This is a genomic window from Streptomyces sp. NPDC028298, from assembly GCF_055565895.1.
Genome location: NZ_JBVHTL010000003.1, coordinates 103,096 through 128,566, shown reverse-complemented (window position 1 = coordinate 128,566; position 25,471 = coordinate 103,096). Strand labels below are relative to the sequence as shown.

The 25,471-nt window shown below is 71.2% G+C and carries 24 protein-coding genes and 1 riboswitch; of the genes, 18 read left to right on the top strand and 6 right to left on the bottom strand.

From position 1 onward, the window contains the following. Nucleotides 1-2: 2 nt before the first annotated feature. Nucleotides 3-308 (top strand): hypothetical protein, encoded by a 306-nt coding sequence (locus ACZ4TO_RS15760; RefSeq protein WP_382787124.1) that lies wholly within the window; start codon nucleotides 3-5, stop codon nucleotides 306-308. Nucleotides 309-669: 361 nt separating this feature from the next. Beyond that, a riboswitch (cyclic di-AMP (ydaO/yuaA leader) is annotated at nucleotides 670-842 on the top strand. Nucleotides 843-845: 3 nt separating this feature from the next. After that, nucleotides 846-1,319, top strand: coding sequence for a C40 family peptidase (locus ACZ4TO_RS15755; protein ID WP_351865790.1), 474 nt, complete (start codon nucleotides 846-848; stop codon nucleotides 1,317-1,319). 262 nt (nucleotides 1,320-1,581) lie between these two features. On the opposite strand, the gene ACZ4TO_RS15750 is transcribed toward ACZ4TO_RS15755, so the two are convergent. After that, nucleotides 1,582-2,043, bottom strand: a complete 462-nt coding sequence (locus tag ACZ4TO_RS15750; RefSeq protein ID WP_468024431.1) for an ATP-binding protein — start codon at nucleotides 2,041-2,043, stop codon at nucleotides 1,582-1,584. Between the two features lie 212 nt (nucleotides 2,044-2,255). Between ACZ4TO_RS15750 and ACZ4TO_RS15745 the strand changes: the two genes are divergently transcribed. Together ACZ4TO_RS15745 and ACZ4TO_RS15740 are read left to right on the top strand one after the other, a co-directional pair. Then, on the top strand, nucleotides 2,256-3,113 hold the full coding sequence (locus ACZ4TO_RS15745; RefSeq protein WP_382787130.1) for a helix-turn-helix domain-containing protein: 858 nt from the start codon (nucleotides 2,256-2,258) through the stop codon (nucleotides 3,111-3,113). 11 nt (nucleotides 3,114-3,124) lie between these two features. After that, the gene (locus tag ACZ4TO_RS15740; protein WP_385040250.1) at nucleotides 3,125-3,349 is read left to right on the top strand and encodes a DUF397 domain-containing protein; all 225 of its coding nucleotides are present in this window, start codon (nucleotides 3,125-3,127) and stop codon (nucleotides 3,347-3,349) included. 99 nt (nucleotides 3,350-3,448) lie between these two features. Here ACZ4TO_RS15740 and ACZ4TO_RS15735 read toward each other — a convergent pair whose 3' ends face one another. Then, nucleotides 3,449-4,573 carry an 8-amino-7-oxononanoate synthase gene (locus tag ACZ4TO_RS15735; protein ID WP_382787136.1) on the bottom strand — a complete coding sequence of 375 codons (1,125 nt, stop codon included), beginning with the start codon at nucleotides 4,571-4,573 and terminating at the stop codon, nucleotides 3,449-3,451. Nucleotides 4,574-4,742: 169 nt separating this feature from the next. Between ACZ4TO_RS15735 and bioB the strand changes: the two genes are divergently transcribed. From bioB to ACZ4TO_RS15715, 4 genes are all read left to right on the top strand, one after another. Beyond that, nucleotides 4,743-5,969, top strand: a complete 1,227-nt coding sequence (gene bioB / locus ACZ4TO_RS15730) for a biotin synthase BioB (RefSeq protein ID WP_382787139.1) — start codon at nucleotides 4,743-4,745, stop codon at nucleotides 5,967-5,969. After that, the gene (locus tag ACZ4TO_RS15725; RefSeq protein ID WP_382787142.1) at nucleotides 5,962-7,242 is read left to right on the top strand and encodes an adenosylmethionine--8-amino-7-oxononanoate transaminase; all 1,281 of its coding nucleotides are present in this window, start codon (nucleotides 5,962-5,964) and stop codon (nucleotides 7,240-7,242) included. Before bioB ends, ACZ4TO_RS15725 begins: the two co-directional genes overlap by 8 nt. A gap of 1 nt (nucleotide 7,243) precedes the next feature. Continuing rightward, nucleotides 7,244-7,960 (top strand): dethiobiotin synthase, encoded by a 717-nt coding sequence (gene bioD, locus ACZ4TO_RS15720; RefSeq protein WP_467848554.1) that lies wholly within the window; start codon nucleotides 7,244-7,246, stop codon nucleotides 7,958-7,960. A gap of 229 nt (nucleotides 7,961-8,189) precedes the next feature. Beyond that, on the top strand, nucleotides 8,190-8,879 hold the full coding sequence (locus tag ACZ4TO_RS15715) for a class I SAM-dependent methyltransferase (RefSeq protein ID WP_468024430.1): 690 nt from the start codon (nucleotides 8,190-8,192) through the stop codon (nucleotides 8,877-8,879). A gap of 31 nt (nucleotides 8,880-8,910) precedes the next feature. Here ACZ4TO_RS15715 and ACZ4TO_RS15710 read toward each other — a convergent pair whose 3' ends face one another. Continuing rightward, a complete protein-coding gene (locus tag ACZ4TO_RS15710; RefSeq protein ID WP_382787151.1) occupies nucleotides 8,911-9,285 on the bottom strand; it encodes a fic family toxin-antitoxin system, toxin component in 375 nt (124 codons plus the stop codon). 4 nt (nucleotides 9,286-9,289) lie between these two features. Then, on the bottom strand, nucleotides 9,290-9,529 hold the full coding sequence (locus ACZ4TO_RS15705; protein ID WP_339127977.1) for a toxin-antitoxin system HicB family antitoxin: 240 nt from the start codon (nucleotides 9,527-9,529) through the stop codon (nucleotides 9,290-9,292). Between the two features lie 207 nt (nucleotides 9,530-9,736). Between ACZ4TO_RS15705 and ACZ4TO_RS15700 the strand changes: the two genes are divergently transcribed. The 7 genes from ACZ4TO_RS15700 (at nucleotide 9,737) to ACZ4TO_RS15670 (ending at nucleotide 18,336) form a co-directional block, all read left to right on the top strand. Continuing rightward, nucleotides 9,737-10,693 (top strand): ABC transporter ATP-binding protein, encoded by a 957-nt coding sequence (locus ACZ4TO_RS15700; protein WP_468024429.1) that lies wholly within the window; start codon nucleotides 9,737-9,739, stop codon nucleotides 10,691-10,693. Between the two features lie 7 nt (nucleotides 10,694-10,700). Next, nucleotides 10,701-13,265, top strand: a complete 2,565-nt coding sequence (locus ACZ4TO_RS15695) for an ABC transporter permease (RefSeq protein WP_468024428.1) — start codon at nucleotides 10,701-10,703, stop codon at nucleotides 13,263-13,265. 122 nt (nucleotides 13,266-13,387) lie between these two features. Further along, nucleotides 13,388-14,305, top strand: coding sequence for an LLM class F420-dependent oxidoreductase (locus ACZ4TO_RS15690; RefSeq protein ID WP_468024427.1), 918 nt, complete (start codon nucleotides 13,388-13,390; stop codon nucleotides 14,303-14,305). Between the two features lie 57 nt (nucleotides 14,306-14,362). Next, a complete protein-coding gene (locus tag ACZ4TO_RS15685; protein ID WP_468024426.1) occupies nucleotides 14,363-14,788 on the top strand; it encodes a GNAT family N-acetyltransferase in 426 nt (141 codons plus the stop codon). 340 nt (nucleotides 14,789-15,128) lie between these two features. Continuing rightward, a complete protein-coding gene (locus ACZ4TO_RS15680) occupies nucleotides 15,129-16,454 on the top strand; it encodes a hemolysin family protein (RefSeq protein ID WP_468024425.1) in 1,326 nt (441 codons plus the stop codon). Continuing rightward, nucleotides 16,451-17,464, top strand: coding sequence for a hemolysin family protein (locus tag ACZ4TO_RS15675; protein WP_382787170.1), 1,014 nt, complete (start codon nucleotides 16,451-16,453; stop codon nucleotides 17,462-17,464). The genes ACZ4TO_RS15680 and ACZ4TO_RS15675 overlap by 4 nt, the downstream gene beginning before the upstream one ends. Nucleotides 17,465-17,538: 74 nt before the next feature. Continuing rightward, on the top strand, nucleotides 17,539-18,336 hold the full coding sequence (locus ACZ4TO_RS15670) for an SGNH/GDSL hydrolase family protein (RefSeq protein WP_382787173.1): 798 nt from the start codon (nucleotides 17,539-17,541) through the stop codon (nucleotides 18,334-18,336). Nucleotides 18,337-19,057: 721 nt separating this feature from the next. Here the strand turns inward: ACZ4TO_RS15670 and ACZ4TO_RS15665 are convergent. Both ACZ4TO_RS15665 and ACZ4TO_RS15660 read right to left on the bottom strand, forming a co-directional pair. After that, nucleotides 19,058-20,422 carry a BN159_2729 family protein gene (locus ACZ4TO_RS15665; protein WP_468024424.1) on the bottom strand — a complete coding sequence of 455 codons (1,365 nt, stop codon included), beginning with the start codon at nucleotides 20,420-20,422 and terminating at the stop codon, nucleotides 19,058-19,060. Then, the gene (locus ACZ4TO_RS15660; RefSeq protein WP_382787178.1) at nucleotides 20,419-21,000 is read right to left on the bottom strand and encodes an RNA polymerase sigma factor; all 582 of its coding nucleotides are present in this window, start codon (nucleotides 20,998-21,000) and stop codon (nucleotides 20,419-20,421) included. The genes ACZ4TO_RS15665 and ACZ4TO_RS15660 overlap by 4 nt, the downstream gene beginning before the upstream one ends. Nucleotides 21,001-21,901: 901 nt before the next feature. Here ACZ4TO_RS15660 and ACZ4TO_RS15655 point away from each other — a divergent pair. The 3 genes from ACZ4TO_RS15655 to ACZ4TO_RS15645 all read left to right on the top strand — a co-directional run bounded on the left by ACZ4TO_RS15655 (nucleotide 21,902) and on the right by ACZ4TO_RS15645 (nucleotide 25,450). Continuing rightward, nucleotides 21,902-22,477 (top strand): hypothetical protein, encoded by a 576-nt coding sequence (locus ACZ4TO_RS15655; RefSeq protein WP_385040284.1) that lies wholly within the window; start codon nucleotides 21,902-21,904, stop codon nucleotides 22,475-22,477. A gap of 286 nt (nucleotides 22,478-22,763) precedes the next feature. After that, complete coding sequence (gene purB / locus ACZ4TO_RS15650) at nucleotides 22,764-24,206, top strand: adenylosuccinate lyase (RefSeq protein WP_385040287.1); 1,443 nt, start codon at nucleotides 22,764-22,766, stop codon at nucleotides 24,204-24,206. A gap of 428 nt (nucleotides 24,207-24,634) precedes the next feature. Next, nucleotides 24,635-25,450, top strand: a complete 816-nt coding sequence (locus ACZ4TO_RS15645; protein ID WP_468024423.1) for a nucleotidyltransferase domain-containing protein — start codon at nucleotides 24,635-24,637, stop codon at nucleotides 25,448-25,450. Nucleotides 25,451-25,471 lie beyond the last annotated feature (21 nt).

The following is a 25,471-nucleotide window of genomic DNA, read 5'->3' as shown; positions in this document are numbered from 1 at the left end:
CGATGATCCCGGACCTTCCCCCGCTGCCCGCGCTGACCCGCGCGGAGGCCGAACTCATCGACCGCTATCTCGACGTCGTCGACCTCCTCGGCCGGATCAACCCCTCCCGCCCCGGAGACACCTATCGCGGCCTGAGGGCGGCTCAGGCACTGGTCGGCAAGGCGGAGGCCCTGCGGGACGCGCTCACGCTGATGCATCAGCGGGGCGAGAGCGAGGTGCACGCCCCGACGCTGGCGCAGGCCCTGCGGGTGCTCGGCGGAGAGCGGCGGGCGGCCCGGGTCACGGTGCCTCCCGAGTCCGGAAGTTGACGGACCCCCACCGACGGGCCGGCCCGCGCCGAAGCGGCATGACGTCCGGACCACGACTCAAACGGACCGGATGGTGTACCCCCTGACGGCGTATTCATCGGTCCCTTCCCTGACCCCTCCGAGTTGCGCAACACGCTGAGTCCGGACGCCGGATGGGCCCCGTCGTCGCAGGTGCGGGCCTCATCGCCGTCCCCAACACGTGCTCGAACGGAGGGGTGTTCACTCGAACAGTCGAGTGGTGAGTAAGCCCACAAAACACCGGTTCCGCTCGGATTTTCCGACTCTGATGAGTGAAGATCCCTTCCGACGACAAGCCCCCGCCACAGCGGCGGGGCGGTCCGGGCGGACGCCGAGTCCTGCCGCCGCCCGGATGCCCGGTCGACAGGAGTGGATCGGCAGGAGTGGAGGACCCAGCTAGACGGGTCGCCGGAACAGTTCCGGGCGGCCCTTGGGGTGAAGCCGCAGCAGCGGCCGGGCAACTTCGCCAGCCCGAATCCGACAGGTCATCCTTCACAGGCGGCTGACGAAGGGTTGCGCATGACTGCGCTCAATCGTGTCCCGTCGCTGTGGACCCGGGCCGGTACGGCCTCGGCGCTCACACTTGCCGCCGTCGGCGGCAGCCTGGTGGTTCCCGGTGTCGCACCAGACGCCGAGGCGGCCACCGTCGCGACGCGGGCACTCCAGGTCGCGGCGTCGAAGCACGGCTCCCCCTACCAGTGGGGCGCCACCGGACCGCACCGCTTCGACTGCTCGGGGCTCACGCTCTACTCGTACAAGAAGGCGGGCAAGAAGCTGCCTCGTACGGCCGCGGCCCAGTACAACAAGACGCACCATGTCTCGGCCTCGCACCGCAAGGCCGGTGACCTCGTGTTCTTCCACTCGGGCCGGAACGTGTACCACGTCGGCATCTACGCCGGTAAGGGAAAGATCTGGCACTCCCCGAAGACCGGGGAAGTGGTGAAGCTCCAGAAGATCTGGACGAGAAGCGTCTGGTACGGCAGGGTCGGCTGACCCTTTCGCCCGGGGCGGCGGACCCTCGCCGCCCCGGCGCGAGCGCCCTCAGGGCCGCCGTGACGCCCTCCCGGCCCCTCGCGGGCCGACCGGGGCCGGGGGCGGCCCCTGTGGGCCGACCATGGCCGCCGCGGCTTTCACGGGGCCACTGACGACCGCCGCGCCCTCAATGCCACTGCCGACCGCCGCGGCCTCAATGGGCCGCTGACGACCGCCGCCGCCCCAAGGGCCATGACGACCGGTCGCCTCGGGGCGGCGCCCCTCAGGGCTCCTGGGGCGGCCACCCGGCCGGCACCGGCTGGACGGGCACCGTCCACGGGAGCTCGATGGAGACCGTCTTGCCGCCCTCCCGGGTCGGTACGACGGTGAGCCTGCCGCCGCATTCGGCGGTGAGCCAACGGATGATCACCATGCCGCGGCCGTTGTCCTGCTGGACGGCCGCGGGCAGCCGCTTCGGAAAGCGCGGATGGCTGTCGGTGACCCCGATAAGCAGCCGCTCCTCCCGGTCGAGACGCACGCCGACCGTGAAGGTGGGCGACTGCCCGAACGTGTGCTGCACGGCGTTGGTCGCCAGTTCCGACACGATCAGCCGCACGGTCTCGGCGACGTCGCAGTCCCCCGGCAGGCCCCATTCGGACAGCACTTCGGCGACGAAATTTCGGGCCACGGAAACCGAGACCGGTTCGCTCGGCAGGGTGACGGATGCTTCCTGATGGTCTGCCATGGCGACGTTCGTCCCTTTCCCACGGGACCGGAGCCCGACACCGAGCGGATGGTTCGAGTACGGTCCCGGACTGGTGCTTGCGCCAGACTGCCATTACCGGGCCGGTCGCGGGTGCGATCCACCGAGTAATGCATATATCTGTCGCTCGATGCGGTGAACTCTGCGTCGGCAGAGCGTATTCGGACGACTTGGAAGGAGTAAGGAGAACAGCCATGCAGCACGGTCCCGCGGTGCGCCGCCGCAAGCTCGGAGCCGAACTGCGCGCGCTGCGCGCGGGCACGGGGCTCACGAGCGGGGAGGCGGCCCGCCTGCTCGGCTGGCACCAGTCGAAGGTGAGCCGCATCGAAACCGGCACCAGCGGGGTGAAACCGGCCGATGTGGAACGCCTGTTGCACGCGTACGGCGTCGAGGATCCCGAACTGCGCCGGCTCCTGGTCGTGTTGGCGGGCTCCGAGGTCAACGGCCGCCACCACTGGTGGCACGCGTACCGCGGGGTCCTCCCGCCGGAGTACCGGGACTTCATCAGCCTGGAGTCCGGCGCCAGCGCGATGCGCACCCTGGAGACCTCCGTCGTGCCCGGTCTGCTGCAGACACCGGAGTACGCCCGCGCGGTGACGCGGGCCGCCGTGGACGGACTGGAGGAGAGCAAGCTCGACGCCCTGGTCGAAGTGCGTCTGGCCCGGCAGGACGTGCTGCGCTCGGACCCGCCGCTCGAACTGTCCGCCGTCCTGGACGAGGCCGTGCTGCGCCGTGAGGTGGGCGGCCCCGACGTCATGGCACGCCAGCTCCGCCGGCTGCGGGAGGCCGCCGTGCTGCCTCAAGTACGGCTCCAGGTACTGCCGTTCGCGGCCGGCGCGCACATCGGCGTGACCGGCCCTTTCGTTATCTTCTCATTTCCGAACACAACCGATCTGGATGTGGTTGTTCTCGACCACTTGACGAGTAGCCTCTATCTCGAACGGAAAGAAGACCTCCAGGCATACGCCGAGGCCTTCAACGCCCTTCAGTTCCACGCCCTTTCACCCGAGGACTCGTTGGACTACATCGCCTCGATAGGCGACGACACGTAAGGAGGCACGTCATGTCTGCAATGCCTCGGTACGTACCCTCCAGCACTTCGCTGCTCCATGTGCGCTGGCTGCGCAGCAGTCGCAGTACCGGGATGAACAACTGCGTCGAGACCGCACGCCCGGGCACCGGACCCTGGTCCGGAATGGTCGCGGTGCGCGATTCCAAGAACACCGCGGGACCCGCCCTGCTGTTCACCCCGGACGTCTGGGAGGGGTTCATCACCGGGCTGAACTGACCCCGCACGGTTCACCGCTCCACCGCACCACCGGCCGGCCACCCCTGCATCTGTCCGGCCGAACGCTCCACCCGCTCGTCGATCGACCGCTCCACCGGTTCACCGGTTCCGGCTGATCACGTCCACCGCGTGCTCGATCTGCTCCTCGGTGAGGTCCGCGCGGGCCGTCAGTCGCAGCCGCGAAACACCGTCGGGCACCGACGGGGGACGGAAACAGCCGACGGCGAGGCCCGCCTCGCGACAGTCGGCCGCCCATCGCACCGCCCGTTCGGGGGACGGTGCCCGCACGGAGACGACCGCGGCATCCGGTCGTACCGCGGAGAGACCCTCCGCCGTCAATCGCGCGTGCAGCGCCCTGGCCACCTCGCGCGCCCGAGCGGCCCGCTCCGGCTCACGGCGCAGCAGGCGCAGGGCCGCGAGCGCCGCGCCCGCCGCCGCCGGCGCCAGGCCGGTGTCGAAGATGAAGGTGCGCGCCGCGTTGATCAGGTGGTCGATCACGGCCGCCGGGCCGAGGACCGCGCCGCCCTGGCTGCCGAGCGACTTGGACAGCGTGACGGTCACGACGACGTCCGGGTCCCCCGCGAGCCCCGCGGCGTGCGCGGCGCCCCTGCCGCCGTCGCCCAGGACCCCGAGCCCGTGCGCGTCGTCGACGACGAGTCCGGCGCCGTACTCACGGGACGCGAGCGCGAGTTCGGCGAGCGGGGCCGCGTCGCCGTCCACCGAGAAGACCGTGTCGGAGACGGTGACGGCGGGGCCGTCGTGGGTGCCGAGCGCCTTGCGCACGGCGTCGGGGTCCGCGTGCGGGACGACCTGTGTGGTGCCGCGCGCGAGCCGGCAGCCGTCGATCAGGGAGGCGTGGTTGCCCGCGTCCGAGACGATCAGTGAGCCGTGCGGGGCGAGCGCGGTGACGGCGGCGAGGTTGGCCGCGTAGCCGGAGGACAGGACGAGCGCGGACTCGAAGCCGCAGAAGTCGGCCAGTTCGCGTTCCAGCTCGGTGTGGAGTTCGGTGGTGCCGGTGACGAGCCGGGAGCCCGTGGCACCGCCGCCCCACAGGCGTGCGGCACGGGCCGCGCCCTCGGTGACCTCCGGATGGCGGGCGAGCCCGAGGTAGTCGTTGCTCGCGAGATCGAGGAGCGGGGACTCGGCGGGGCGCGGGCGCAACGTACGCACGAGTCCGGCCCGGCGGCGTGCCTCGGCCTGCTCGTCGATCCAGCCGAACGCCATGGGTCCTCCGGGTCTCGCTGTGGTGCGGTGGCGGTGTTTTGTAGGCAGTGAACAGACCCTAGCGGGCGCTCCGGCGGCGCATGATGTGGCAATACCCACACGTCGAACCATCTCTGTTGTGCAAACTCTCCTTGGCCGGGAGCGGTCGCATGGTCCAGGATCGGACCTCATGGACCTGCTGAACACGCTGGTGGACAAGGGGCTTCGGCGCGAGCTGCCGACCCGCGACGAGGCGCTGGCCGTACTGGCCACCTCCGACGACGACGTACTCGACGTGGTGGCCGCGGCCGGCAAGGTGCGCCGTCACTGGTTCGGCCGACGGGTGAAACTGAACTATCTCGTCAACCTGAAGTCGGGCCTGTGCCCCGAGGACTGCTCGTACTGCTCGCAGCGTCTCGGCTCCACGGCCGGCATCCTCAAGTACACCTGGCTCAAGCCGGAGGAGGCCTCCAAGGCCGCGGCGGCCGGGCTGGCCGGGGGCGCCAAGCGGGTCTGCCTGGTGGCCAGCGGGCGCGGTCCGACGGACCGTGACGTGGACCGGGTCTCCGACACGATCAAGGCGATCAAGGACCAGAACGAGAACGTCGAGGTCTGTGCCTGCCTCGGTCTGCTCTCCGACGGCCAGGCCGAGCGGCTGCGCGAGGCCGGCGCGGACGCCTACAACCACAACCTGAACACGTCCGAGGGGACGTACGGGGAGATCACGACCACCCACACGTACGCCGACCGGGTGGACACCGTCCAGAAGGCGCACGCGGCGGGGCTGTCCGCCTGCTCGGGCCTGATCGCGGGCATGGGCGAGTCGGACGAGGACCTCGTCGACGTCGTCTACGCCCTGCGCGAGCTCGACCCGGACTCCGTTCCGGTGAACTTCCTGATCCCGTTCGAGGGAACGCCGCTCGCCAAGGAGTGGAACCTCACCCCGCAGCGCTGTCTGCGCATCCTGGCCATGGTCCGCTTCGTCTGCCCGGACGTGGAGGTCCGGATCGCCGGCGGCCGCGAGGTGCATCTGCGCACCCTCCAGCCGCTGGCCCTGAACCTCGCCAACTCGATCTTCCTCGGTGACTACCTCACCAGCGAGGGCCAGGCGGGCAAGGCCGACCTGGAGATGATCGCGGACGCCGGTTTCGAGGTGGAGAACGCGGGCGAGGTGACGCTGCCCGAGCACCGCGCACCGTCCGGCGGCTGCGGATCGCACGCGGAGGCGGGGTGCGGTTCGCACGGCGCGGCGGCCGGATGCGGATCGCACGCCGAAGGGGGCTGCGGGTCCCACGAGGGCGGCGGTGTGTGCGGTTCGGCGCCGGTGGCTCCGGCCGAGGCGCCCGCCGAGGCCCGTACGGACCTGGTGTCCGTACGCCGTCGCGGTGCCGGAACGGATCTCGCGCCCAATGCGTGAGCTGTCCACGCGGGAACTGCTCGACCTCGACCGGCGGCATGTCTGGCATCCGTACGGGCCCATGCCCGGCCGCCAGGAACCGCTGGTCGTGGAGTCGGCGAGCGGGGTCCGGCTGCGGCTGGCCGACGGTACGGGCGAGCTGGTCGACGGCATGTCGTCCTGGTGGTCGGCCATCCACGGCTACAACCACCCGGTCCTGAACGACGCGGCTCGCGGCCAGCTCGACCGGATGAGCCATGTGATGTTCGGCGGGCTCACCCACGAGCCCGCCGTCCGGCTGGCGAAGCGGCTCGTCGACATCTCGCCGGACGGTCTGGAGCACGTCTTCCTCGCCGACTCCGGCTCGGTCTCGGTCGAGGTCGCCGTCAAGATGTGCCTTCAGCACTGGCGCTCGCTCGGCCGTCCGGGCAAGCAGCGGCTGCTGACCTGGCGCGGCGGCTACCACGGGGACACCTGGCAGCCCATGTCGGTGTGCGACCCCGAGGGCGGGATGCACGAGCTGTGGCAGGGCGTGCTCCAGCGCCAGGTGTTCGCCGACGCGCCGCCGGCCGCGTACGAGGAGTCGTACGCGGATCATCTGCGCGAGCTGATCGGGCGGCACGCCGACGAACTCGCCGCCGTCATCGTGGAGCCGGTGGTGCAGGGCGCGGGCGGGATGCGCTTCCACTCCCCCGCGTATCTGCGGGTGCTGCGCGAGGCCTGCGACGAGCACGACGTCCTGCTGGTCTTCGACGAGATCGCGACGGGTTTCGGCCGTACGGGTGAGCTGTTCGCGGCGGACCACGCGGGCGTGACCCCCGACGTGATGTGTGTGGGCAAGGCGCTGACCGGCGGCTATCTGACGATGGCGGCGACGCTGTGCACCGCGCGGGTGGCCGACGGCATCTCGCGCGGCGAGGTGCCGGTGCTGGCGCACGGCCCGACGTTCATGGGCAATCCGCTGGCCGCCGCGGTGGCGTGCGCCTCGGTCGACCTGCTGCTCGGGCAGGACTGGCGGACCGAGGTGAAGCGGATCGAGGCGGGACTGACGGAGGGTCTCGCGGAGGCCTCCGCGCTTCCGGGCGTACGGGACGTACGGGTGCTCGGCGCGATCGGAGTGGTCCAGCTCGACCACGAGGTGGACATGAAGGCGGCGACGGCGGCCGCGGTACGCGAGGGGGTCTGGCTGCGGCCGTTCCGCGACCTCGTCTACACGATGCCGCCGTACGTCACCGGCGACACGGACCTGGCACGGATCACGCGCGCGGTGTGCGCCGCGGCGCGGGAGGGCTGAGATGACGGTACTGGTGATCACGGGTACGGGCACGGAGGTGGGCAAGACGGTCGTCACGGCCGCCGTCGCCGCCACCGCCCTCGCGGCCGGGCGGTCCGTGGCCGTGCTGAAGCCCGCGCAGACGGGTGTACGACCGGACGAGCGCGGCGACGCGGACGAGGTGGCCCGCCTCGCCGGTGCCGTCACGACGCTCGAACTGGGCCGCTATCCGGAGCCGTTGGCACCCGCGACGGCCGCCCGGCGGGCCGGACTGCCGCCGGTGTCCCCGCGGTCGGCGGCGGAGGCCGCGGCGAAGCTCGCCACCGAGCACGATCTGGTGCTGGTCGAGGGCGCGGGCGGTCTGCTCGTCCGGTTCGACCACGAGGACGGGACGCTCGCGGACGTGGCCCGGATGCTGGACGCGCCCGTGCTGGTCGTCGCTTCGGCGGGGCTGGGAACGCTCAACACGACGGAACTGACGGCTCGTGAACTGCGTCTCCGGGAGCTGGAGTTCGCGGGAGTCGTGATCGGGAGCTGGCCGGACTCCCCCGATCTGGCGATGCGCTGCAACCTCGCGGACCTGCCGGCGGTGTCCGGGGCTCCCCTGCTGGGCGCCGTCCCGGCGGGCGCGGGCGCCCTGTCCCCCGCCGACTTCCGTGCCGGGGCGCCGGGTTGGCTGGATCACCGCCTGGGCGGCCGCTGGAACGCCGGGGTCTTCGCGGCGGCGCACACGGCCTGACCAGGCCGCGGTCCCGGCGGGCGCGTCACCCACCCCACACGGCCCGGCCCAGGGCTCGGCGGGCACCTCTCGCGGCGCTCTCGGCCGGACGGCGCCCGCCTGGGAGCCGCCGCGGCCCGGGCGGGCGGCTCCCGGCGGGGTCGACTCGGCCTCCGGGTGACGCGCCGCGCGTGCGGCGGCCTTCCCGGGGGGACAATTCCGGTGAACCCTGTCTCCCGGGAGGTCCGAGATGCCGTTCAAGCCGCTCCGGTCGGCCGACTCCGGCAAGGTCTCCGCGGAGGCCGTGCACCATCCGGTGTTCGCCCGCTCCTACGCCCGCCTCAGCGTCGGCGCCGAGACCCGGCTGGGAATGGGCCGGTTGCGTGAACGGCTGCTCGCCGGGCTGTCCGGGCGGGTGATCGAGATCGGCGCGGGCAACGGCCTGAACTTCGCCCACTACCCGGGCACCGTGTCGGAGGTCGTGGCCATCGAACCCGAGCGGCTGCTGCGGCAGTTGGCGATGGAGGCGGCGCTGCGCTGCGAGGTGCCCGTCGATGTGGCGCCGGGCGCCGCGGAGGCCCTGCCGGTCAAGAGCGAGGCGTACGACGCCGCCGTGCTCTCGCTCGTGCTGTGCAGCGTGCGGGACGTGCCGAAGGCCCTGTCCGAGGTGCGGCGGGTGCTGCGCCCGGGCGGCACCGTGCGGTTCTTCGAGCACGGCAAGGGCGGCGGGCGAATCATGGGTTCCGTCCAGCGGGGCCTGGACGCCACGGTGTGGCCGCGGCTGTGCGGCGGCTGTCACGTGGCCCGCGACCCGATCGCCGCGCTGCGTGAGGCGGGGTTCGAACTGGGCCCGTACCGGCGGCTGTCGATGCCCGAGAAGGGGCCGCGCCTGCCCACGTCGTACTGCGTCCTGGGCACGGCCCACCGGCAGCTCGACTGACGAGCGTGCCCAGGGGGCTGCCACGCCGGGGTCACAGACTCCAGCGGCGCAGTTCGTGGGCGATGTCGTGGACGGTCGCCTCGCCGCTCTTCACCAGCCGTGCCAGTTCCCTCACCTGTTCGGGCGAGGTGACGACCTTCAGGCCGCTGGCGACGAGATAGGCGTAGGCGACGGCCGAGGCGAACATCGCGTTGGAGCGTTCGAGCGCCGGGACGTGCAACAGGAGTTGGAGCAGGGCGGCGGCGCGGGCGTGCGGACTGTCGTACACGGGAATGCCGAGGATCTCCGCCTCGTGCCGGCTGACCGCGGCGACGAGTGCTCCCCAGTCGGTGACCTGGGGGTCTCCCGGTGTCTTCTGTTCGGCGATCATGAGGAGCCAGGCAAGGTCGACTCGGAGACTGCTCAAGGGATCAACGACGACCTTCGCTGGTGCCTTCACGCTCCGCGCCGAACTCCTCGGCGAAGACGGACTCGTACTGCTTCATGAAATCGGCGGCGGCCTCCACGAAGGTGTGGCCCACCTCCCCGGTGTCCTGGCGAACCAGTTCCTCGATGTAGCGGTTCACGCTCATCCCCCGTTCCAGGGCTCTCTCCCGGGCGGCGCGCGCTGTGCCTTCGTCCACCCGGACGTTCAGCTGTGTCTTCGCCATCCTTTGAAGCTAGCGCGGAATCGCTAGCACGGGCAAGGGGAGCCGGGGTGGAGAACCCCGGTGGAGATTGCCCCTTACATCGATATCAGGGCCCCACCCTGGGGCGGAGACCGTACGGCACCTACGAGGGATACCGGGTGTGCGTCCGATCACACTACGCTCGGGCCGGACCAAGGGTCCGGACATCCATCCCAGGAGGAGGCGGTCTTGTCCACAGCTGCTGCCGAGCAGATCCCCGGCCGCGCGGAAGGGGACGGGATCGCCGCCCGCGCCCGCGGCCTGACCAAGGCGTACGGTTCCGGCGAGACCGCGGTGCTGGCCCTCGACTCGGTCGACGTGGACATCGCGCGCGGCCGGTTCACCGCCGTCATGGGGCCCTCGGGCTCCGGGAAGTCCACCCTCATGCACTGTCTGGCGGGCCTGGACACCGTCTCGGCCGGACAGGTGTGGCTGGGCGACACCGAGATCACCGGGCTGAAGGACCGCGAGCTGACCCGGCTGCGGCGGGACCGGATCGGCTTCATGTTCCAGTCGTTCAACCTGATCCCCACCCTCAACGCGGCCGAGAACATCACGCTGCCGATGGACATCGCGGGCCAGAAGCCCGACCAGAAGTGGCTCGACCAGGTCATCGACACCCTCGGACTGCGCGAGCGGCTGAAGCACCGGCCCGCCCAGCTCTCCGGGGGACAGCAGCAGCGCGTCGCCTGCGCCCGGGCGCTCGCCTCCCGGCCCGAGCTGATCTTCGCGGACGAGCCGACCGGCAATCTGGACTCGCGGGCCGGCCTCGAAGTCCTCGGATTCCTGCGCGAGGCCGTGGACGAACTGGGCCAGACCGTCGTCATGGTCACCCACGATCCCGGTGCGGCCGCCCACTCCGACCTGGTCCTCTTCCTCGCGGACGGGCGGATCGTGGACGAGATGGAGCGGCCCTCCGCGGACGCCGTGCTGGAGCGGATGAAGCGTTTCGACACCGTCCGGGTGACCTTCGACGACGGCCGCGGCGGGCCCGGTGGAGCGGCCTCCGAGGGCGAGAGTGCGGCCGCGCCGGACACCCGGGGCGCGGGCGCCACGGCTCCCGCCGCCGGTGAAGCGGCCCACGGCAGCCCCGGCGACACCGCTCCCGGCGGCGGCTCCGGCGACGTAACCCCCGACAAGGACTGAGGCGGTCGTGCTCAAGGCGACACTGCGAAGCTTTCTCGCGCACAAAGGGCGACTGCTGCTGTCGGCCCTGGCCATCGTGCTGTCCGTGGCCTTCGTCGCGGGCAGTCTCATCTTCTCGGACACGGTGACCCGTACGTTCGACCGGCTCTTCGCCTCCACCGCGGCCGATGTGACCGTGGAACCGAAGAACGACCTGACCTCCCAACTGCCCACCGGCGCGACCGAGACCGTCCCCGCCTCCCTCGCGGACCGGCTCGCCGGAGTCGACGGAGTCGCCGCGACCCACGTGGACGCTTCGGTGGAGAACGCCCCGGTCGTCGACAGCGCGAACAAGTCGGTCGGACCGACGACGGGCGCCCCGACGATCGTCACCAACTGGGAGATCACCGAACGCAGTCCGGTGAAGCTGACCTCCGGTCACGAACCCCACGGCGCGGGCGAGGCGCTGCTCGACGCGGACACCGCCGACAAGAAGCACCTCGGTGTCGGCGACACGCTCACGGTGCAGGCGCAGCCCGGCTCCTTCAAGGTGCGGATCGTCGGCATCGCCACCTTCACCACCACCAACCCCGGTGCCGCGCTGATCTTCCTCGACACCCCGACCGCGCAGTCCAAGCTGCTCGGCCGCCCCGACGCCGCCACGAGCATCTCGGTGGACGCCGCGCCGGGTGTCGACGACGCCGTGCTCAAGAAGCGCGTCTCCGCCGAACTCGGCTCCGGGCCCTACGACGTGAAGACGGCCGAGGAGCAGGCGAAGTCGTCCGCCGAGCAGCTCGGCGGATTCCTCGACGTCATCAAGTACGTGATGCTCGGCTTCGCCGGGATCGCGGTGCTCGTCGGCATATTCCTCATCGTCAACACCTTCTCCATGCTGATCGCCCAGCGCACCCGGGAACTCGGACTGCTGCGGGCGCTGGGCGCCGACCGCCGGCAGGTGCGCCGGTCGGTGCTCACCGAGGCGCTGCTCCTCGGCCTGGCCGGATCGACCCTCGGCCTCGCGGCCGGGATCGGGCTGGCGATCGGGCTGATCAAGCTGATGTCCGCCTTCGGCATGAACCTCAAGTCCACGGAGATGGTGATCGGTTGGGGAACCCCCGTGGCGGCGTACGTCGTCGGCGTGGGCGTCACCTACGTCGCCGCCTATCTCCCGGCCAGGCGGGCCGCGGGCGTCTCTCCCATGGCCGCCCTCTCGGACGCCGAAGTCGCGGGCGTGGGACGGCCGTTGCGGGTACGGGCCGTGGTCGGCGGGGTCGTCGGCGCGGCCGGGGCCGCGGCCCTGGCCGGATGCGCGGCCTCGTCGAAGACCTCGACCTCGGCGTCGCTGCTGGGACTCGGTGTCGTCCTCACCCTGATCGCCACGGTGATCGCCGGACCGCTGCTCGTACGCCCCGTGATCCGGGTCCTCGGCGGCGCGTTCCCGGCGCTCTTCGGGCCGGTGGGCCGGATGAGCCAGCGCAACGCGCTGCGCAATCCACGGCGCACCGGCGCCACCGCGGCCGCCCTCATGGTCGGTCTCGCCCTGGTCGGCGGGATGTCCGTGGCCAGCGCGTCCATGAGCAAGTCCTTCGACCAGCAGATCGACAAAACCCTCGGCGCCGACTTCGTGCTCCAGAACGCCAATTACGTGCCGTTCTCGCACGAGGTCACGGACAAGGTGCGGGCCACGGAGGGCGTCGGACTGGTCGTCCGGCAGCGCTTCACCCCGGTCGCGGTCGAACTGCCCGACGGCAAGCGGGTGGAGACGACCGCCTCGGCCTACGATCCGCGTCTCGACGACGTCGCCCACCTCACGTACACGCGGGGCGATTCGGCGGCGGCGCTCGGCGAGGGACGTATCGCGATGGACGCGACGTTCGCCGAGGACCACGACGTGCGGGTCGGCAGCACGATTCCCGTCGAGTTCCCCGCCGGCCGCAGGACGACCCTGACCGTGGGCGCGCTCACGGACCAGGACGGCGGCGGGTTCGGGACACAGGGCGGACTCTTCTTCGGCTTCGGCACCATCGAGAAGTACGTGCCCGGCGGGCAGGATTCGGCGCTGTACGTCAACGCGGCCCCGGGCACCTCACCGGAGCGGCTGCGGCCACGGCTGGAGAAGACCCTGGAGCCGTATCCGCAGGTCCAGGTCCGTGACCAGGCCGACTACAAGAAGCTCGTCCACGACCAGATCGCCGTGCTGCTCTACCTCGTGTACGCGCTGCTGGGGCTGGCGATCGTCATCGCGGTGCTCGGCGTGGTCAACACCCTCGCGCTGTCCGTCGTGGAGCGCACCCGCGAGATCGGGCTGCTGCGCGCCATCGGTCTCGGCCGGCGTCAACTGCGCCGGATGATCCGTCTGGAGTCCGTGGTGATCGCCGTGTTCGGCGCGGTCCTCGGACTGGCGCTCGGGATCATCTGGGGTGTCTGCGTCCAGCAGGTGCTCGCGCTGCAGGGCATGAAGGCGCTCGCCATCCCCTGGACGACGATCGTCGCGGTCGTGATCGGCTCGGCGGTCGTCGGCATCGTCGCGGCCCTGCTCCCGGCCCTGCGGGCGTCGCGCATGAACGTCCTGGCGGCGATCGCGCACGAGTGACCGATCCCGGCCCGGTCCCGGCATCCGGGGCCGGGCCGGCCGTCCGTCGACTCGGTCAAGGCCGGGCCGCGGCGAGTTCTCCGACGGAAGAGACCGCCGAAGTCACGTGGAAGGGACCCCCGATGCCACGCCCGTTCCGTTTCGGCGTCAGCCTCATCGCTCCCGCGACCGGTGCCGAGTGGGCCGACCGGTGCCGCCGCGCCGAGGAACTCGGCTACGACGTCATCACCGTCGCCGACCACCTGGGCATGCCCGCCCCGTTCCCCTCACTGGTGGCCGCGGCACAGGCGACACGACGGCCCCGGCTCGGCACGTTCGTGCTCAACGCGGCCTTCTGGAACCCCGCGCTGCTCGCCCGCGAGGTGGCCACCACGGACGCGCTGACCGGCGGCCGTCTCGAACTCGGCCTCGGCACCGGTTACGTACCGGCCGAACACGAGACGGCGGGACTGCCCTTCGGCACCCCGCGCGAGAGGGTCGACCATCTCGTGCGCACGGTCGAGGAGCTGGAGCGCCTGCTCGGCCCGGACGGACTCTCCGCCGGCACGCCGTGGCCGGGCGGGGAGGCGCCCCGGACGCCGGGCGGCGGACCGCCTCGGGTGCCCCTGCTGATCGGGGCCAACGGCGACCGGATGCTCCGCCTGGCCGCGGAGCACGCGGACATCGCCTCGTTCACGGGAGCCCGCACCGGGCTCGACGGCACCCTCGAACCGCTGTCGGCCGACGAACTCGACGGACGTGTCACGCTCCACCGGAAGGCGTCCGCCGGACGCGAGGAACCGGCCGAGCTCAACCTGCTGATCCAGATCGTCGCCGTCACCGACGACCGCGCCGCCGCCGTCCGTCCGTGGCTGCCCCGGCTCCCGCATCTGACCGAACGCGAGGTGCTGGACCTGCCCATCGTCCTGATCGGTACCTCGGACCAGATCGTCGGCCAGGTCCTGGACCTGCGCGAGCGCTTCGGCTTCTCGTATCTGACGGTCCTGGAGCCGAACCTGGAGGCCTTCGCTCCCGTGGTCCGCGCGCTGAGCGGCCGGTGATCGTCCGCATGTCGGAAATCCCGTTCCGGCACCTGGTCCCCGTGATGGGATCGGACCATGACCGACTTGCGGATACGGGCCGCGCGGCCCGAGGACCTCGACGCCGTGCTCGCCTTCTGGAAGGTGGCCGCCGAGGGCGCCAGCATCAGTGACGACCGCGACGGCGTGGAGCGCCTGGTCGACCGCGACCCCGGGGCGCTCCTGCTCGCGGAGCGCGAAGGGGAGCTGGTGGGCACGGTGATCGCCGGCTTCGACGGCTGGCGCTGCCACCTGTACCGGCTGGCGGTCCGTCCGGACCGGCGGCGCCTCGGCGTGGGCTCCGCGCTGCTGGCCGCGGCCGAGGACCGTTTCGTACGGCTGGGCGGGCGGCGTGGTGACGCGATGGTGCTGAAACGGAACGAGACCGCCCACCATGCCTGGCGGGCCGCCGGGTATACGCCGGAGGAGCACTGGCGGCGCTGGGTGAAGCCGCTCACGGACTAGGACTCCCACGCGTCGGCGTCGGGGGTCGTGGGGAGGCGGACACCGGGCCGACGACGGGGCTCCCGCCTGCGTCACCGGGCCGACGGCGGGGCTCCCGGAACTGCGTCACCGGGCCGACGGCGGGGGTCCCGAAAGTGCGGGGTCCGACGGCGGTACCCCCGGAGAAGCTACTTTGCCGATCCTTTACCCTTGTTGGACCCGACCATCGCTTCTCCGACGAAAGGTGTGAGCGTCCGCCCATGGGCGAGCCTCCCAGTACCCGCGGCCGTGCCGCGCACGGTCGCCGCGGACATCGCGCGATCCCCCTGTCCCTGGCCGATCATGGGACGGAGGTGACCCGATGACCGAAGTGTTCCTCCTGCTCGTCGCAGTTCTGCTCTCGCTGGCCTGCGGCGGCTTCGTCGCGGCCGAGTTCTCTCTGACCACGGTCGAGCGCAGCGAGCTGGAACGGGCCGTCGAACGCGGCGAGCGGGGCGCCTCCGGAGCCCTCAAGGCCGTACGGAACCTCACCTTCCAGCTCTCCGGCGCCCAGCTCGGCATCACCGTGACGAACCTCGTGGTCGGCATGCTCTCCGAGGCGTCGATCGCCAAGCTCATCGCGGGCCCCCTGGAATCACTGGGCGTGCCGCCCTCCGCGTCCAACTCCGTGGCGCTGATCATCGGTACGGCGCTCTCGACGGTCTTCCTCATGGTCGTCGGCGAGCTGGTGCCCAAGAACTGGGCGATCTCCTCACCGCTGGCCGTGGCCAAGCGGGTGGCGACACCGCAGCGCTGGTTCAGCGCCGCGTTCCGCCCGTTCATCGCCCATCTGAACAACACCGCGAACCACGTCGTCCGCCGCTTCGGCCTCGAACCCGCCGAGGAGCTGGCCTCCGCCCGCGGACCCCAGGAGCTCGTGGCGCTCGCCCGGCACTCCGCCAAGGAGGGTGCCCTGGAGGCGGACACCGCCGAGCTGTTCGTGCGCACCCTGAACCTCGCCGACCTGACCGCGGAGAACGTGATGACACCGCGCGTCCAGGTCATCGCGCTGGACGTCCAGGCGACCTGCGAGGACGTGGCGAACGCGACCCGGGCCACCGGCCTGTCGCGGTTCCCGGTCTACCACGAGAGCCTCGACGAGGTCGTCGGCGTCGCCCACATCAGGGACGTGCTGACCGTGCACGCCACGAGCCGGACACAGACCCCCGTCTCCCGGATCATGCGCGAGCCGCTGTTCGTACCGGAGTCGCTGACCGTGGACAGGCTCCTGGACCGGCTGGCCGGCAAGCGCACGATGGCCGTGGTCATCGACGAGTACGGCGGCACGGCCGGCGTCGCCACCCTGGAGGACATCGTGGAGGAGGTCGTCGGCGAGGTGCGCGACGAGCACGACCCGCACGAGACGCCCGACCTCGCCCCGGCCGGCACCGACGCATCGGGCCGGGCGCTGTACTCGGCCGACGGTTCCGCCCGCACCGACCAGCTCGCCCGGGTCGGACTGCGGGTGCCCGAGGGGCCGTACGAGACCCTGGCGGGGTTCATCGCGACCGAACTCGGCCGGATCCCCGCCGAGGGGGACAGCGTCGAGGCCGACGGCTGGCGGTTCGACGTCGTGGACGCCTCGGGGCGGCGCGCCGCGCGAGTCCTGCTGCACGCCCCGGACGACGCCGAGGAGAGCACGCGATGACCGTCGTACAACTGCTGATCGGACTCGCGACCCTCGTCGTGAACGGCTTCTTCGTCGGCGCCGAGTTCGGGCTGATCTCGGTGCGCCGCAGCCAGATCGAACCGCACGCGGAGCGGGGCGACCGGCGGGCGCGCAGTGTGCTCTGGGGCCTCGAACACGTCTCGGCGCTGCTCGCGACCGCGCAGCTCGGCATCACGCTGTGCACCCTGGTGCTCGGCATCGTCGCCGAACCGGCCATCGCGCACCTGCTGGAGCCGGTGTTCCACGCCGTGGGCGTCCCGTCCGGCGCGGGTCACGCGGTCTCCTTCGTCATCGCGCTCACCCTGGCGACGTATCTGCACATGCTGCTCGGCGAGATGGTGCCGAAGAACGTGGCCCTCGCGGAACCCGTGCGGACGGCGCTGGTGCTCGGGCCGCCGCTGGTCGCCCTCTCCCGCGCGCTGCGCCCGGTGATCTTCGCGGTCAACGCCTTCGCCAACGGACTGCTGAAGCTGCTGCGGGTCGAGACGAAGGACGAGGTCGCGGCGACCTTCTCCGACGACGAGCTGGCCCGCCTGGTCAAGGACTCCAGCGCGGCGGGGCTCATCGACCACCGTGCCCAGGAGCGGCTGCGGGACGCCCTGGAGCTGGGGCGCCGCCCGGTGCACGACGTCGTGCTCCCGGTGGAACGCGTCGTCTACGCGCGCGTGGGTGTCACTCCGGAGGAGCTGGAGCGGCTGTCGGGCGAGTCGGGGTTCTCCCGCTTCCCGGTGGTCGACGAGGGGCGCCGGATCGTGGGCTATCTGCACGTCAAGGACGCGCTGGACGCGGTCCCTCGCGAGGTGCCGTTCCGCGTCGAGGACATGCGGCCCATCGCCCGCGTCCGGGAGAGCACGCCCCTGGACGACGTCCTGACCGCGATGCGCCGCAGCCGCACGCATCTCGCCGGGGTCATGGGCAGCGACGGACGGCTCACGGGACTGGTGACGATGGAGGACGTCCTGAGGGAACTGTTCGGGCAGCCGGCGTAGGGGCGTTCCGGACTGCCGGTCAGGATGGCCCGACCGACCGACGGGTATGTGTTCGGGTTACCATCTTTCACGCCATGCAGATGAATGCCTCATACACCAGCCTCGTCGCGGTCGGCGACTCCTTCACCGAGGGCATGTCGGACCTGTTGCCCGACGGCTCGTACCGAGGATGGGCCGACCTCCTCGCCGGCCGCATGGCGGCCCGGGCGCCCGGTTTCCGCTACGCCAACCTCGCGGTGCGCGGCAAGCTGATCGGGCAGATCGTCGACGAGCAGGTGGACGTGGCCGTCGCCATGCGGCCCGATGTGATCACGCTGGTCGGCGGCCTCAACGACACGCTGCGGCCGAAGGTCGACATGGGACGCGTCCGCGGTCTCCTGGAAGAGGCCGTGGAGCGGCTGGCCCCGGCCTGCGAGCAGCTCGTGCTGATGCGCAGCCCGGGCCGCAACGGCCCGGTCCTCGAACGCTTCCGGCCCCGCATGGAGGAGCTGTTCACCGTCGTCGACGCGCTCGCCGAGCGGCACGGCGCCCTGGTGGTGGACCTCTACGGGGCACCTTCGCTCGCCGACCCGCGCTCGTGGGACGTCGACCGGCTGCACCTGACCGCCGACGGGCATCGCCGGGTCGCGGAAGCCGTGTGGCAGACCCTCGGATACGAGGCCGAGGACCCGGAGTGGCACGTCCCGTCGGCGCCCACCGCGCCCCCCGGCTGGGTCTCCCGCCGCACGGCCGACGCCCGCTTCGCCCGGCAGCATCTGCTGCCGTGGATCGGGCGACGGCTGACGGGTCGCTCGTCCGGTGACGGACTGCCGGCGAAGCGCCCGGAGCTCCTGCCCTACGAGGGTCCTGTCACGGGCGGCCACGGAGGCTGAGCCGGCTCGCTCGGCGCCGAGCCGGCTTCACATCACGTCGACTCCACGTCGCGTCGGCTCGAACGGGCGGCTTCCGCCGTATCACTCTCGCGAGTGACACGGCGGCCCATGCTCCGCATAGGGGAGGACGCTACCGGATCACCCCTCGGTCGCCACAGGGCGCACGGGGGGCGCTCGACAGCGCGGGTATGGAGTTGATGCGCCCACTCACGCGCCCGTAGGTACGGCTGGGCCCGGCGCGTACGCCGGGCCCCGCCGACGGCCCCTCCAGCTTTGCGGAGCATGGAGAGGAGCCGTCTCGCCATCCCGTGGAGGAGGGCAAGTAACAGGCCAGCCGGGAGTTCCCGCTGGAATCAACATCAAAGCACTCGAGCCTTGGCCTGAGAAGTACGCCCCAGGGCACCGGCCGGGGAACTTACGGACCTCTGTCCCCACGCGTGGCCGGGCCAAAGGCACGTGCGTACCTTTTGGCACCGACACGCCACCGGTGGACCGATCAGGGCCGATGTGCCCCATCGGCACCCTTGCGGCGGACTGTCGGCAGGGTGGGAAACCAGCCATCCCCGACCACCCCGCCTACTACCGGCGGGGATCGCTCTGCGCCAGGTTCAGTACACAGATCGTGAGCATGTGTGGACGCGCCGCCCCGGTTCGCCTCATGCAGAGGCGCGGGGGACCACGAGTGAGAAACGGCCAGCCGAAGCGGCGCGCCCGGCGACGATCAGGCGCTGTCCCCGGTGATTCCGCCGGAGGGCAGGGGGGTCGCCGTCAACGGGCCGTGCGCCATGACGATCGAGGCGAGCGGGTACGGGGGACCGTCGGTGCCGCGCAGGACCAGCAGCGGCATCCCGCGTTCGTCCTGACGCCGCCCGAGCGAGAGCCAGATCCGGTCGGCGCGGTCGACCTGCCCCATCCCGAGGTCGTAGATCCGCCCCCAGAGGAAGAACGGGTCGGCGGCCGTGTCGCTCGCCTCCTGGAGGAGCTCGGGGACACCGTGCGCGGTGAGGTGGACGGCGACCCCGTCGAGGGTTCCGGCGGCCACCTGAGCGTGCCCTGCCGTCCTGGTCCGGACGTTGCGGGGAGCGCCGATCGCGTCGAGCCAGTACTCCCAGTCGTCCAGGCAGGTGGCCTTGATGGCCACGGTGACCCGCTCGCCGTCCGCCGAGATCTGCATGGCCTCCAGGCGTGCGAGGTGGTCGGACTGCAGGCTCGCGGCGACGGAGACCGCGCGGGCGGAGGCGCTGCCCCATCCGACCTGGCGCGACCGCGCGGCGGCCGGCCTCACCCTCGGGACCTGGCCGTCGACGCGCTGCGGTACCGGCGTCGCCCCGCGCTCCGCCATGACCCGTCCGGCGCCGCGGTCGGCGAGATGCAGGACGATCGCGCCGCGCGCGGGTGGCACGAGCGGCGAGGACAGGGCGGCGCGGTCGTGCCGGGGCTCGGGGTTCTCGGTACCGGTACCCGGCCCCTGGTGCTCCGGCACGGACGCGGGGGCGCGATCGTGCCGGGGCTCGGAGTCCTCGTCGGCGGCCACGGATTCCTCACCGTCCGGCCCGGCCGCGGGGGCATGGTCGTGGCGCGGCTCGGGACCGCCGGCCCCGGGGCCGCGCTCCCCACGGACCGGCGCGGACGCCGACACGGGCACGGGCAGGAACTCGGGCACGGACGCGGGTGTGGAAGCGGGCAGGGGCAGGGGCAGGGGTGCCCGGTCGTGCCGCGGCTCGATGTCGTCGCCGGTGGCCCGTACCCCGCCGTTCGGCTCGGGGGCGGACGCGTCCTCGTGGCGCGGTTCGACGTCGTCGCCGGGGATGAGCCCCTTGCGGTTCAGCGCGGTGGCGATCCGCATCGCGACCTCGCTCGGGTAACCGCAGTCCTCGACGATCGTGTCCACGGCCGCGTGATAGGCCTCCGGGCAGTTCTGCACGGCCTCGACCTGTGTCCGCAGCCGTTCGAGGGCACCGGCACCGCCGGCCTCCACCAGACGCCCCTGCGCCTCCAGGTCGGCGACGAACTCCCGAGCGAACGCGCTGAGTTGCTCGGCGAGATTGGCTTCGACGACCGAACGGATCCCGGGCACCGTCGTCATGCCGCCACCCCCAGATATTCGCTGCGCAGCTTGGCCAGAGCCCTGAACTGCAGGGTCTTCACAGCGCCTTCGGACCGTGACATCTGGCGCGCCGTCTCCAGCACGGAGAACTCCATCAGGAATCGGCGCGTGAGGACCTCGCGCTGTGGTGGCCGCAGTTGGTCCAGGGCCCGGCGCAGCAACTCCTCGTCCAGACTGATCAGCACGGTGTCCTCGGTGCTGACCGTCAGGTCCTCGTCGAAGCCGAGCATGTCCTCGACGACGAACTCACGTCGCTGGGCACTCTTGCAATGGTCGATGACCTTGTTCCGGGCGATGGTGATCAGCCACCCGACAAAACCGATGCCGCGATAAGTGAAAGTCTCGCGTTTCATCCAGGCGTTGAGAAAGGTCTCGCCGGTGATGTCCTCGGCGACCTGCCGATTGCGTACACGGCGCTGTACGTAAGCCAGTACCGCGGGGTGATGCAGAGCGTAGAGCTCCCCGAAAGCGTCCCGGTCCCCCGCGAGCGCACGGGCGATAAGGGCCGGTTCTCTGGTGTCGAACCGCGGTGTGGCGGCGTTAGCCTCGGCGATCAAGGCCTACTCCGTTCATGAGTGGATGAACTGTGGTGGGCAGGTGCTGCGACGGTCCGCTCCGGCCATGGCCGGGCTCGGGCGCCGGATGACCGGGTCGTCGTGTCCGAAGGTTTCGAGGCGTCCCCCGCGGTTGCCTCGCAGCTCCAGTGCCTGGTCGAGCCGATGCCGAGGCGGTGCAAATAGGGTCCCCTCAAAGGGACTTGCATACGTGCGACTAACTCACAGTCATGCAACATATGCAACTTGCGTACACGTACGCAAGTTGCTTCGCCGGTATGAAGACGAGACTTTTTGTGGGGAACTGACGTGCGAAGCGTCCCCCTTGGCCTGCCATGACTCTTAAACACCTATTGACCTGCGAAGATGCACGCATGCAAGTCGCGTGCAAGTTGCATACACGCGCGCTACTCTCCGGAACATGCGGAGCATGGAAGAGTCCCCCCACGAGTCCCGCGGTGAGCGACAAGCTCTCGCAAGGAGGGTGGGCGAGTACCTCACCAATGCCGCGACAGCGGCCGGGTACGACGTACGCCCACGAGCCGGTGGCCGGGCTCAACTGGCCATCGCGATTGGAGTGAGCCTGACGACGATCAGCAGAACACTGGAAGGAAAGACCCTCCCCCTTCCCTCGCAACTGACGACATGGGCGTCAGTACTTGGCCTCGACCAGCGAGAGATGTTGGTGAACAGCGGCATGCTTCCGCCGGAACACGGGCCTCAGCCTGCGACACGGAGGGTAGCCTCAGTAACACTCACCCCGGAGGAGGCCATGGACGCATGGGGAATCACTGATCTCAGAATCCGCACAATGCTCAGCGGGAACATCGTCCAAGCTATCGAGCTTCAAAAGGATCTCGATGCCGACGACAGCCGGGGGGCCACTGCAAGGGGGTAACAAGACGTGGCGTACAGACTGGCAACCGCGTCCGCCGCCAGCTGCACAGCCGGCTGGACTTTCGTGGGCGTGGGCGTCTGGCACCATGCATGGGAAGCGGCGACAGTCGGGATCGGCCTGTTAACCATGGGCGTGGCCGGGGCACTTGCGGCCCTGCTCCGTCACACGGTGACGCAGGTCGATGCCCGCACACGACACGATCTCAGCGTCCTGGCGGAACACCGACGACGCCTAGAGCTGGACATACAAAAACGCGAGCTGGACCTGGCCCAGCGCGAAAAAGCCATGGCCCGCAGGGCCACCATCACAGCCATCAGACTCGGCAGTCATGCCAGAGCCCTCGACGAGGCGCGCAACGCGAACACGATACTGCGCGCCAAGAACTCCCAGCTCATGCAGGAGATCGAGGAAGTCAACGACGAGCGCAATCAACTGATCACGGCAGAGCTCTCCTTCGCCCACGACCGATTCACGTCGAAGACCTACGGGGGCCTGCGCGCTGTTGTCGGCAGCGAGCAGCCCCACCCCGATCCGCACGCGCAGGCCGGCTACGGAAGCCGCCCCCCGCGTTCCGGATCATGAGCACCACCCTGCGAAAACGTTCCACCGAGCCATCCATCCCTTCATACGGTGAACAACTCCCCTCCGTTCAAAGGAGTTGAGCGTCAATCCGCCGCGATGACCGGCGGACGCAGGAGCGACGACGCGGTACGTGGTGCCCGCCCGAGCGCGACACCTCCGTCCCGTCCCCGCACCTCCTCACGCACGCCCCGGTCCGCCGGGGGGTGCCGCTCCGCCACGACCTGCGCATCCGGGACGCCGCGGACATAACAGGAGCCCGGCCGGACTGCCGGTATGCTCCATACACGTGACCACCGCGCCTGCTAAGCCCCGTATCCCCAACGTCCTCGCCGGACGCTACGCCTCCGCCGAGCTCGCCACGCTCTGGTCCCCCGAGCAGAAGGTCAAGCTGGAGCGTCAGCTCTGGCTCGCCGTGCTGCGGGCCCAGAAGGACCTCGGGATCGAGGTGCCGGACGCCGCCGTCGCCGATTACGAGCGCGTCCTCGACCAGGTCGACCTCGCCTCCATCGCCGAGCGCGAGAAGATCACCCGGCATGACGTGAAGGCACGGATCGAGGAGTTCAACGACCTCGCCGGCCACGAGCACGTGCACAAGGGCATGACGTCCCGCGACCTCACCGAGAACGTCGAGCAGCTTCAGATCCGGCTCTCGCTGGAGCTGATGCGCGACCGTACGGTGGCGGTCCTCGCCCGGCTGGCCAAGCTCGCCGGCGAGTACGCCGAGCTGGTCATGGCCGGCCGCTCGCACAACGTGGCCGCGCAGGCCACCACTCTCGGCAAGCGCTTCGCGACCGCCGCGGACGAGATGCTCGTCGCCTACGGCCGCCTCGAGGAACTCCTCGGCCGCTACCCGCTGCGCGGCATCAAGGGCCCGGTCGGCACGGCCCAGGACATGCTCGACCTGCTGGGCGGCGACGCGGCCAAGCTCGCCGACCTGGAGCAGCGGATCGCCGGGCACCTCGGCTTCTCGCAGGCCTTCACCTCCGTCGGCCAGGTCTACCCGCGCTCGCTCGACTACGACGTCGTGACCGCGCTGGTCCAGCTCGCGGCCGCCCCGTCCTCGACCGCCAAGACGATCCGTCTGATGGCCGGGCACGAGCTGGTCACCGAGGGCTTCAAGCCCGGCCAGGTCGGCTCCTCCGCGATGCCGCACAAGATGAACACCCGCTCCTGCGAGCGTGTCAACGGCCTCATGGTCATCCTGCGCGGCTACGCGTCGATGACCGGCGAGCTGGCCGGCGACCAGTGGAACGAGGGCGACGTGTCGTGCTCGGTGGTGCGCCGGGTCGCCCTGCCGGACGCGTTCTTCGCCCTTGACGGTCTGCTGGAGACGTTCCTGACCGTCCTCGACGAGTTCGGCGCCTTCCCCGCCGTCGTCGCCCGCGAGCTCGACCGCTACCTGCCGTTCCTCGCGACGACCAAGGTCCTCATGGGCGCGGTGCGCGCCGGTGTCGGCCGCGAGGTCGCCCACGAGGCGATCAAGGAGAACGCCGTCGCCTCCGCCCTGGCCATGCGTGAGCAGGGCGCCGAGCGCAACGAGCTGCTCGACAAGCTCGCCGCCGACGAGCGGATCCCGCTGGACCGCGCGCAGCTCGACGAGCTGATGGCCGACAAGCTGTCCTTCACGGGAGCCGCGGCCGACCAGGTGGCCGTCGTCGTGGGCCGTGTCGAGGAGATCGTGAAGCAGCACCCGGAGGCCGCGGGCTACACGCCCGGCGCGATCCTCTGACCCACCTCGCACCAGCGGACCGGAAGGCCGTCCGCGACCGGCTCACGCCGTCGTCGCAGGCGGCCTTCCGCCGTTCCCGGCGGCGCCGACCGTGCCCCGGCGGCACGGAGCCCGTACCCCCAAGCGGCCCGCGGCCGCACCGGCCGCGGTGTGCGGACGGGCTGACGGCTGACGGCTGACGGCAGTGGGCAGTGGGCAGCGGTGCCGAGGGGCTACGCGGTCCGCGCCAAACGCACGTCAACAGCCGCGCGACGGCGGCGCGCAGCCCGTGCCGGCCGCGGTTCACAGCCGGGCGAAGACAGGCGAAGACAATGGGCGGCACGGGCCGAAGCCCGGACGCAGCGACCGCAGCCGCCGCGCCGCACGGCGTGTGCGGTCAGGGCGAAATCGGGTCGCGGGTGGAGATCCGTCTCGGCAGAATCCGGGGTATGGAGCGTCTGGCGGAGATCGCGAGCCGGCTGGCCGAGGTGGACGGTGTCGTCGGTGTGTGTCTGGGAGGCAGCCGGGCCACCGGTTCGCACGGTCCCGACTCCGACTTCGATCTCGGCCTCTACTACCGGCCCCCGCTGGACACCCCGGCCCTGCGTCTGCTCGCGGCCGAGCTGACCGGTGGCCCGGTGGAGGTGACCGAGCCGGGCGGCTGGGGGCCGTGGGTGGACGGTGGCGGCTGGCTGACCGTCGACGGTCACCGCGTCGACTGGATCTACCGCGACCTGGACCGGGTGCACCGCGTCTGGCGTGACTGCCTCGCCGGGCGGTTCGAGATCGGGGTGCAGCCCGGACATCCCCTGGGCGTGTACTCGCATTCCTACGCCGGTGAGGTGGCTGTCGGGCAGGTCCTCGCCGATCCCGGCGGTGAGCTCCGGGATCTGCGGGAGCTGACACGCCACTACCCCGGACCACTGCGCGAGGCACTCATGGACAACGCGCGCTGGGAGGCGCCGTTCATCCTGGCCGCCGCCCGCAAGGGGGCCGCTCGCGGTGATGTCTTCCACGTCTCCGGCTGCCTCTTCCGCGCGGTCGGACTTCTGGCGCAGGCCCTCCACGCCCATGCCCGACGCTGGGTGCTCAACGAGAAGGGGGCGGTCCGTGCCGCGGGAGAACTCGCCGTCGCCCCGGCGGACTTCGCCGGGCGGGCTCACGGGCTGTTCGCCGCGCTCGGCACCACCCCGGAGACGCTGACCGCCGCGCTCGACGACGCCGACCGGCTCGTCGCCGACGTGCTCACTCGCCTCGACCGCTGATCAGGCCCCAGGGGTCCCGCG

Bases quoted from the DNA above. Each gene is read 5' to 3' on its own strand.
- ACZ4TO_RS15760 (WP_382787124.1), top strand. From the start codon at position 3: ATGATCCCGGACCTTCCCCCGCTGCCCGCGCTGACCCGCGCGGAGGCC.
- ACZ4TO_RS15755 (WP_351865790.1), top strand. From the start codon at position 846: ATGACTGCGCTCAATCGTGTCCCGTCGCTGTGGACCCGGGCCGGTACG.
- ACZ4TO_RS15750 (WP_468024431.1), bottom strand. From the start codon at position 2,043: ATGGCAGACCATCAGGAAGCATCCGTCACCCTGCCGAGCGAACCGGTC.
- ACZ4TO_RS15745 (WP_382787130.1), top strand. From the start codon at position 2,256: ATGCAGCACGGTCCCGCGGTGCGCCGCCGCAAGCTCGGAGCCGAACTG.
- ACZ4TO_RS15740 (WP_385040250.1), top strand. From the start codon at position 3,125: ATGTCTGCAATGCCTCGGTACGTACCCTCCAGCACTTCGCTGCTCCAT.
- ACZ4TO_RS15735 (WP_382787136.1), bottom strand. From the start codon at position 4,573: ATGGCGTTCGGCTGGATCGACGAGCAGGCCGAGGCACGCCGCCGGGCC.
- bioB (WP_382787139.1), top strand. From the start codon at position 4,743: ATGGACCTGCTGAACACGCTGGTGGACAAGGGGCTTCGGCGCGAGCTG.
- ACZ4TO_RS15725 (WP_382787142.1), top strand. From the start codon at position 5,962: ATGCGTGAGCTGTCCACGCGGGAACTGCTCGACCTCGACCGGCGGCAT.
- bioD (WP_467848554.1), top strand. From the start codon at position 7,244: ATGACGGTACTGGTGATCACGGGTACGGGCACGGAGGTGGGCAAGACG.
- ACZ4TO_RS15715 (WP_468024430.1), top strand. From the start codon at position 8,190: ATGCCGTTCAAGCCGCTCCGGTCGGCCGACTCCGGCAAGGTCTCCGCG.
- ACZ4TO_RS15705 (WP_339127977.1), bottom strand. From the start codon at position 9,529: ATGGCGAAGACACAGCTGAACGTCCGGGTGGACGAAGGCACAGCGCGC.
- ACZ4TO_RS15690 (WP_468024427.1), top strand. From the start codon at position 13,388: ATGCCACGCCCGTTCCGTTTCGGCGTCAGCCTCATCGCTCCCGCGACC.
- ACZ4TO_RS15685 (WP_468024426.1), top strand. From the start codon at position 14,363: ATGACCGACTTGCGGATACGGGCCGCGCGGCCCGAGGACCTCGACGCC.
- ACZ4TO_RS15680 (WP_468024425.1), top strand. From the start codon at position 15,129: ATGACCGAAGTGTTCCTCCTGCTCGTCGCAGTTCTGCTCTCGCTGGCC.
- ACZ4TO_RS15675 (WP_382787170.1), top strand. From the start codon at position 16,451: ATGACCGTCGTACAACTGCTGATCGGACTCGCGACCCTCGTCGTGAAC.
- ACZ4TO_RS15670 (WP_382787173.1), top strand. From the start codon at position 17,539: ATGCAGATGAATGCCTCATACACCAGCCTCGTCGCGGTCGGCGACTCC.
- ACZ4TO_RS15665 (WP_468024424.1), bottom strand. From the start codon at position 20,422: ATGACGACGGTGCCCGGGATCCGTTCGGTCGTCGAAGCCAATCTCGCC.
- ACZ4TO_RS15645 (WP_468024423.1), top strand. From the start codon at position 24,635: ATGGAGCGTCTGGCGGAGATCGCGAGCCGGCTGGCCGAGGTGGACGGT.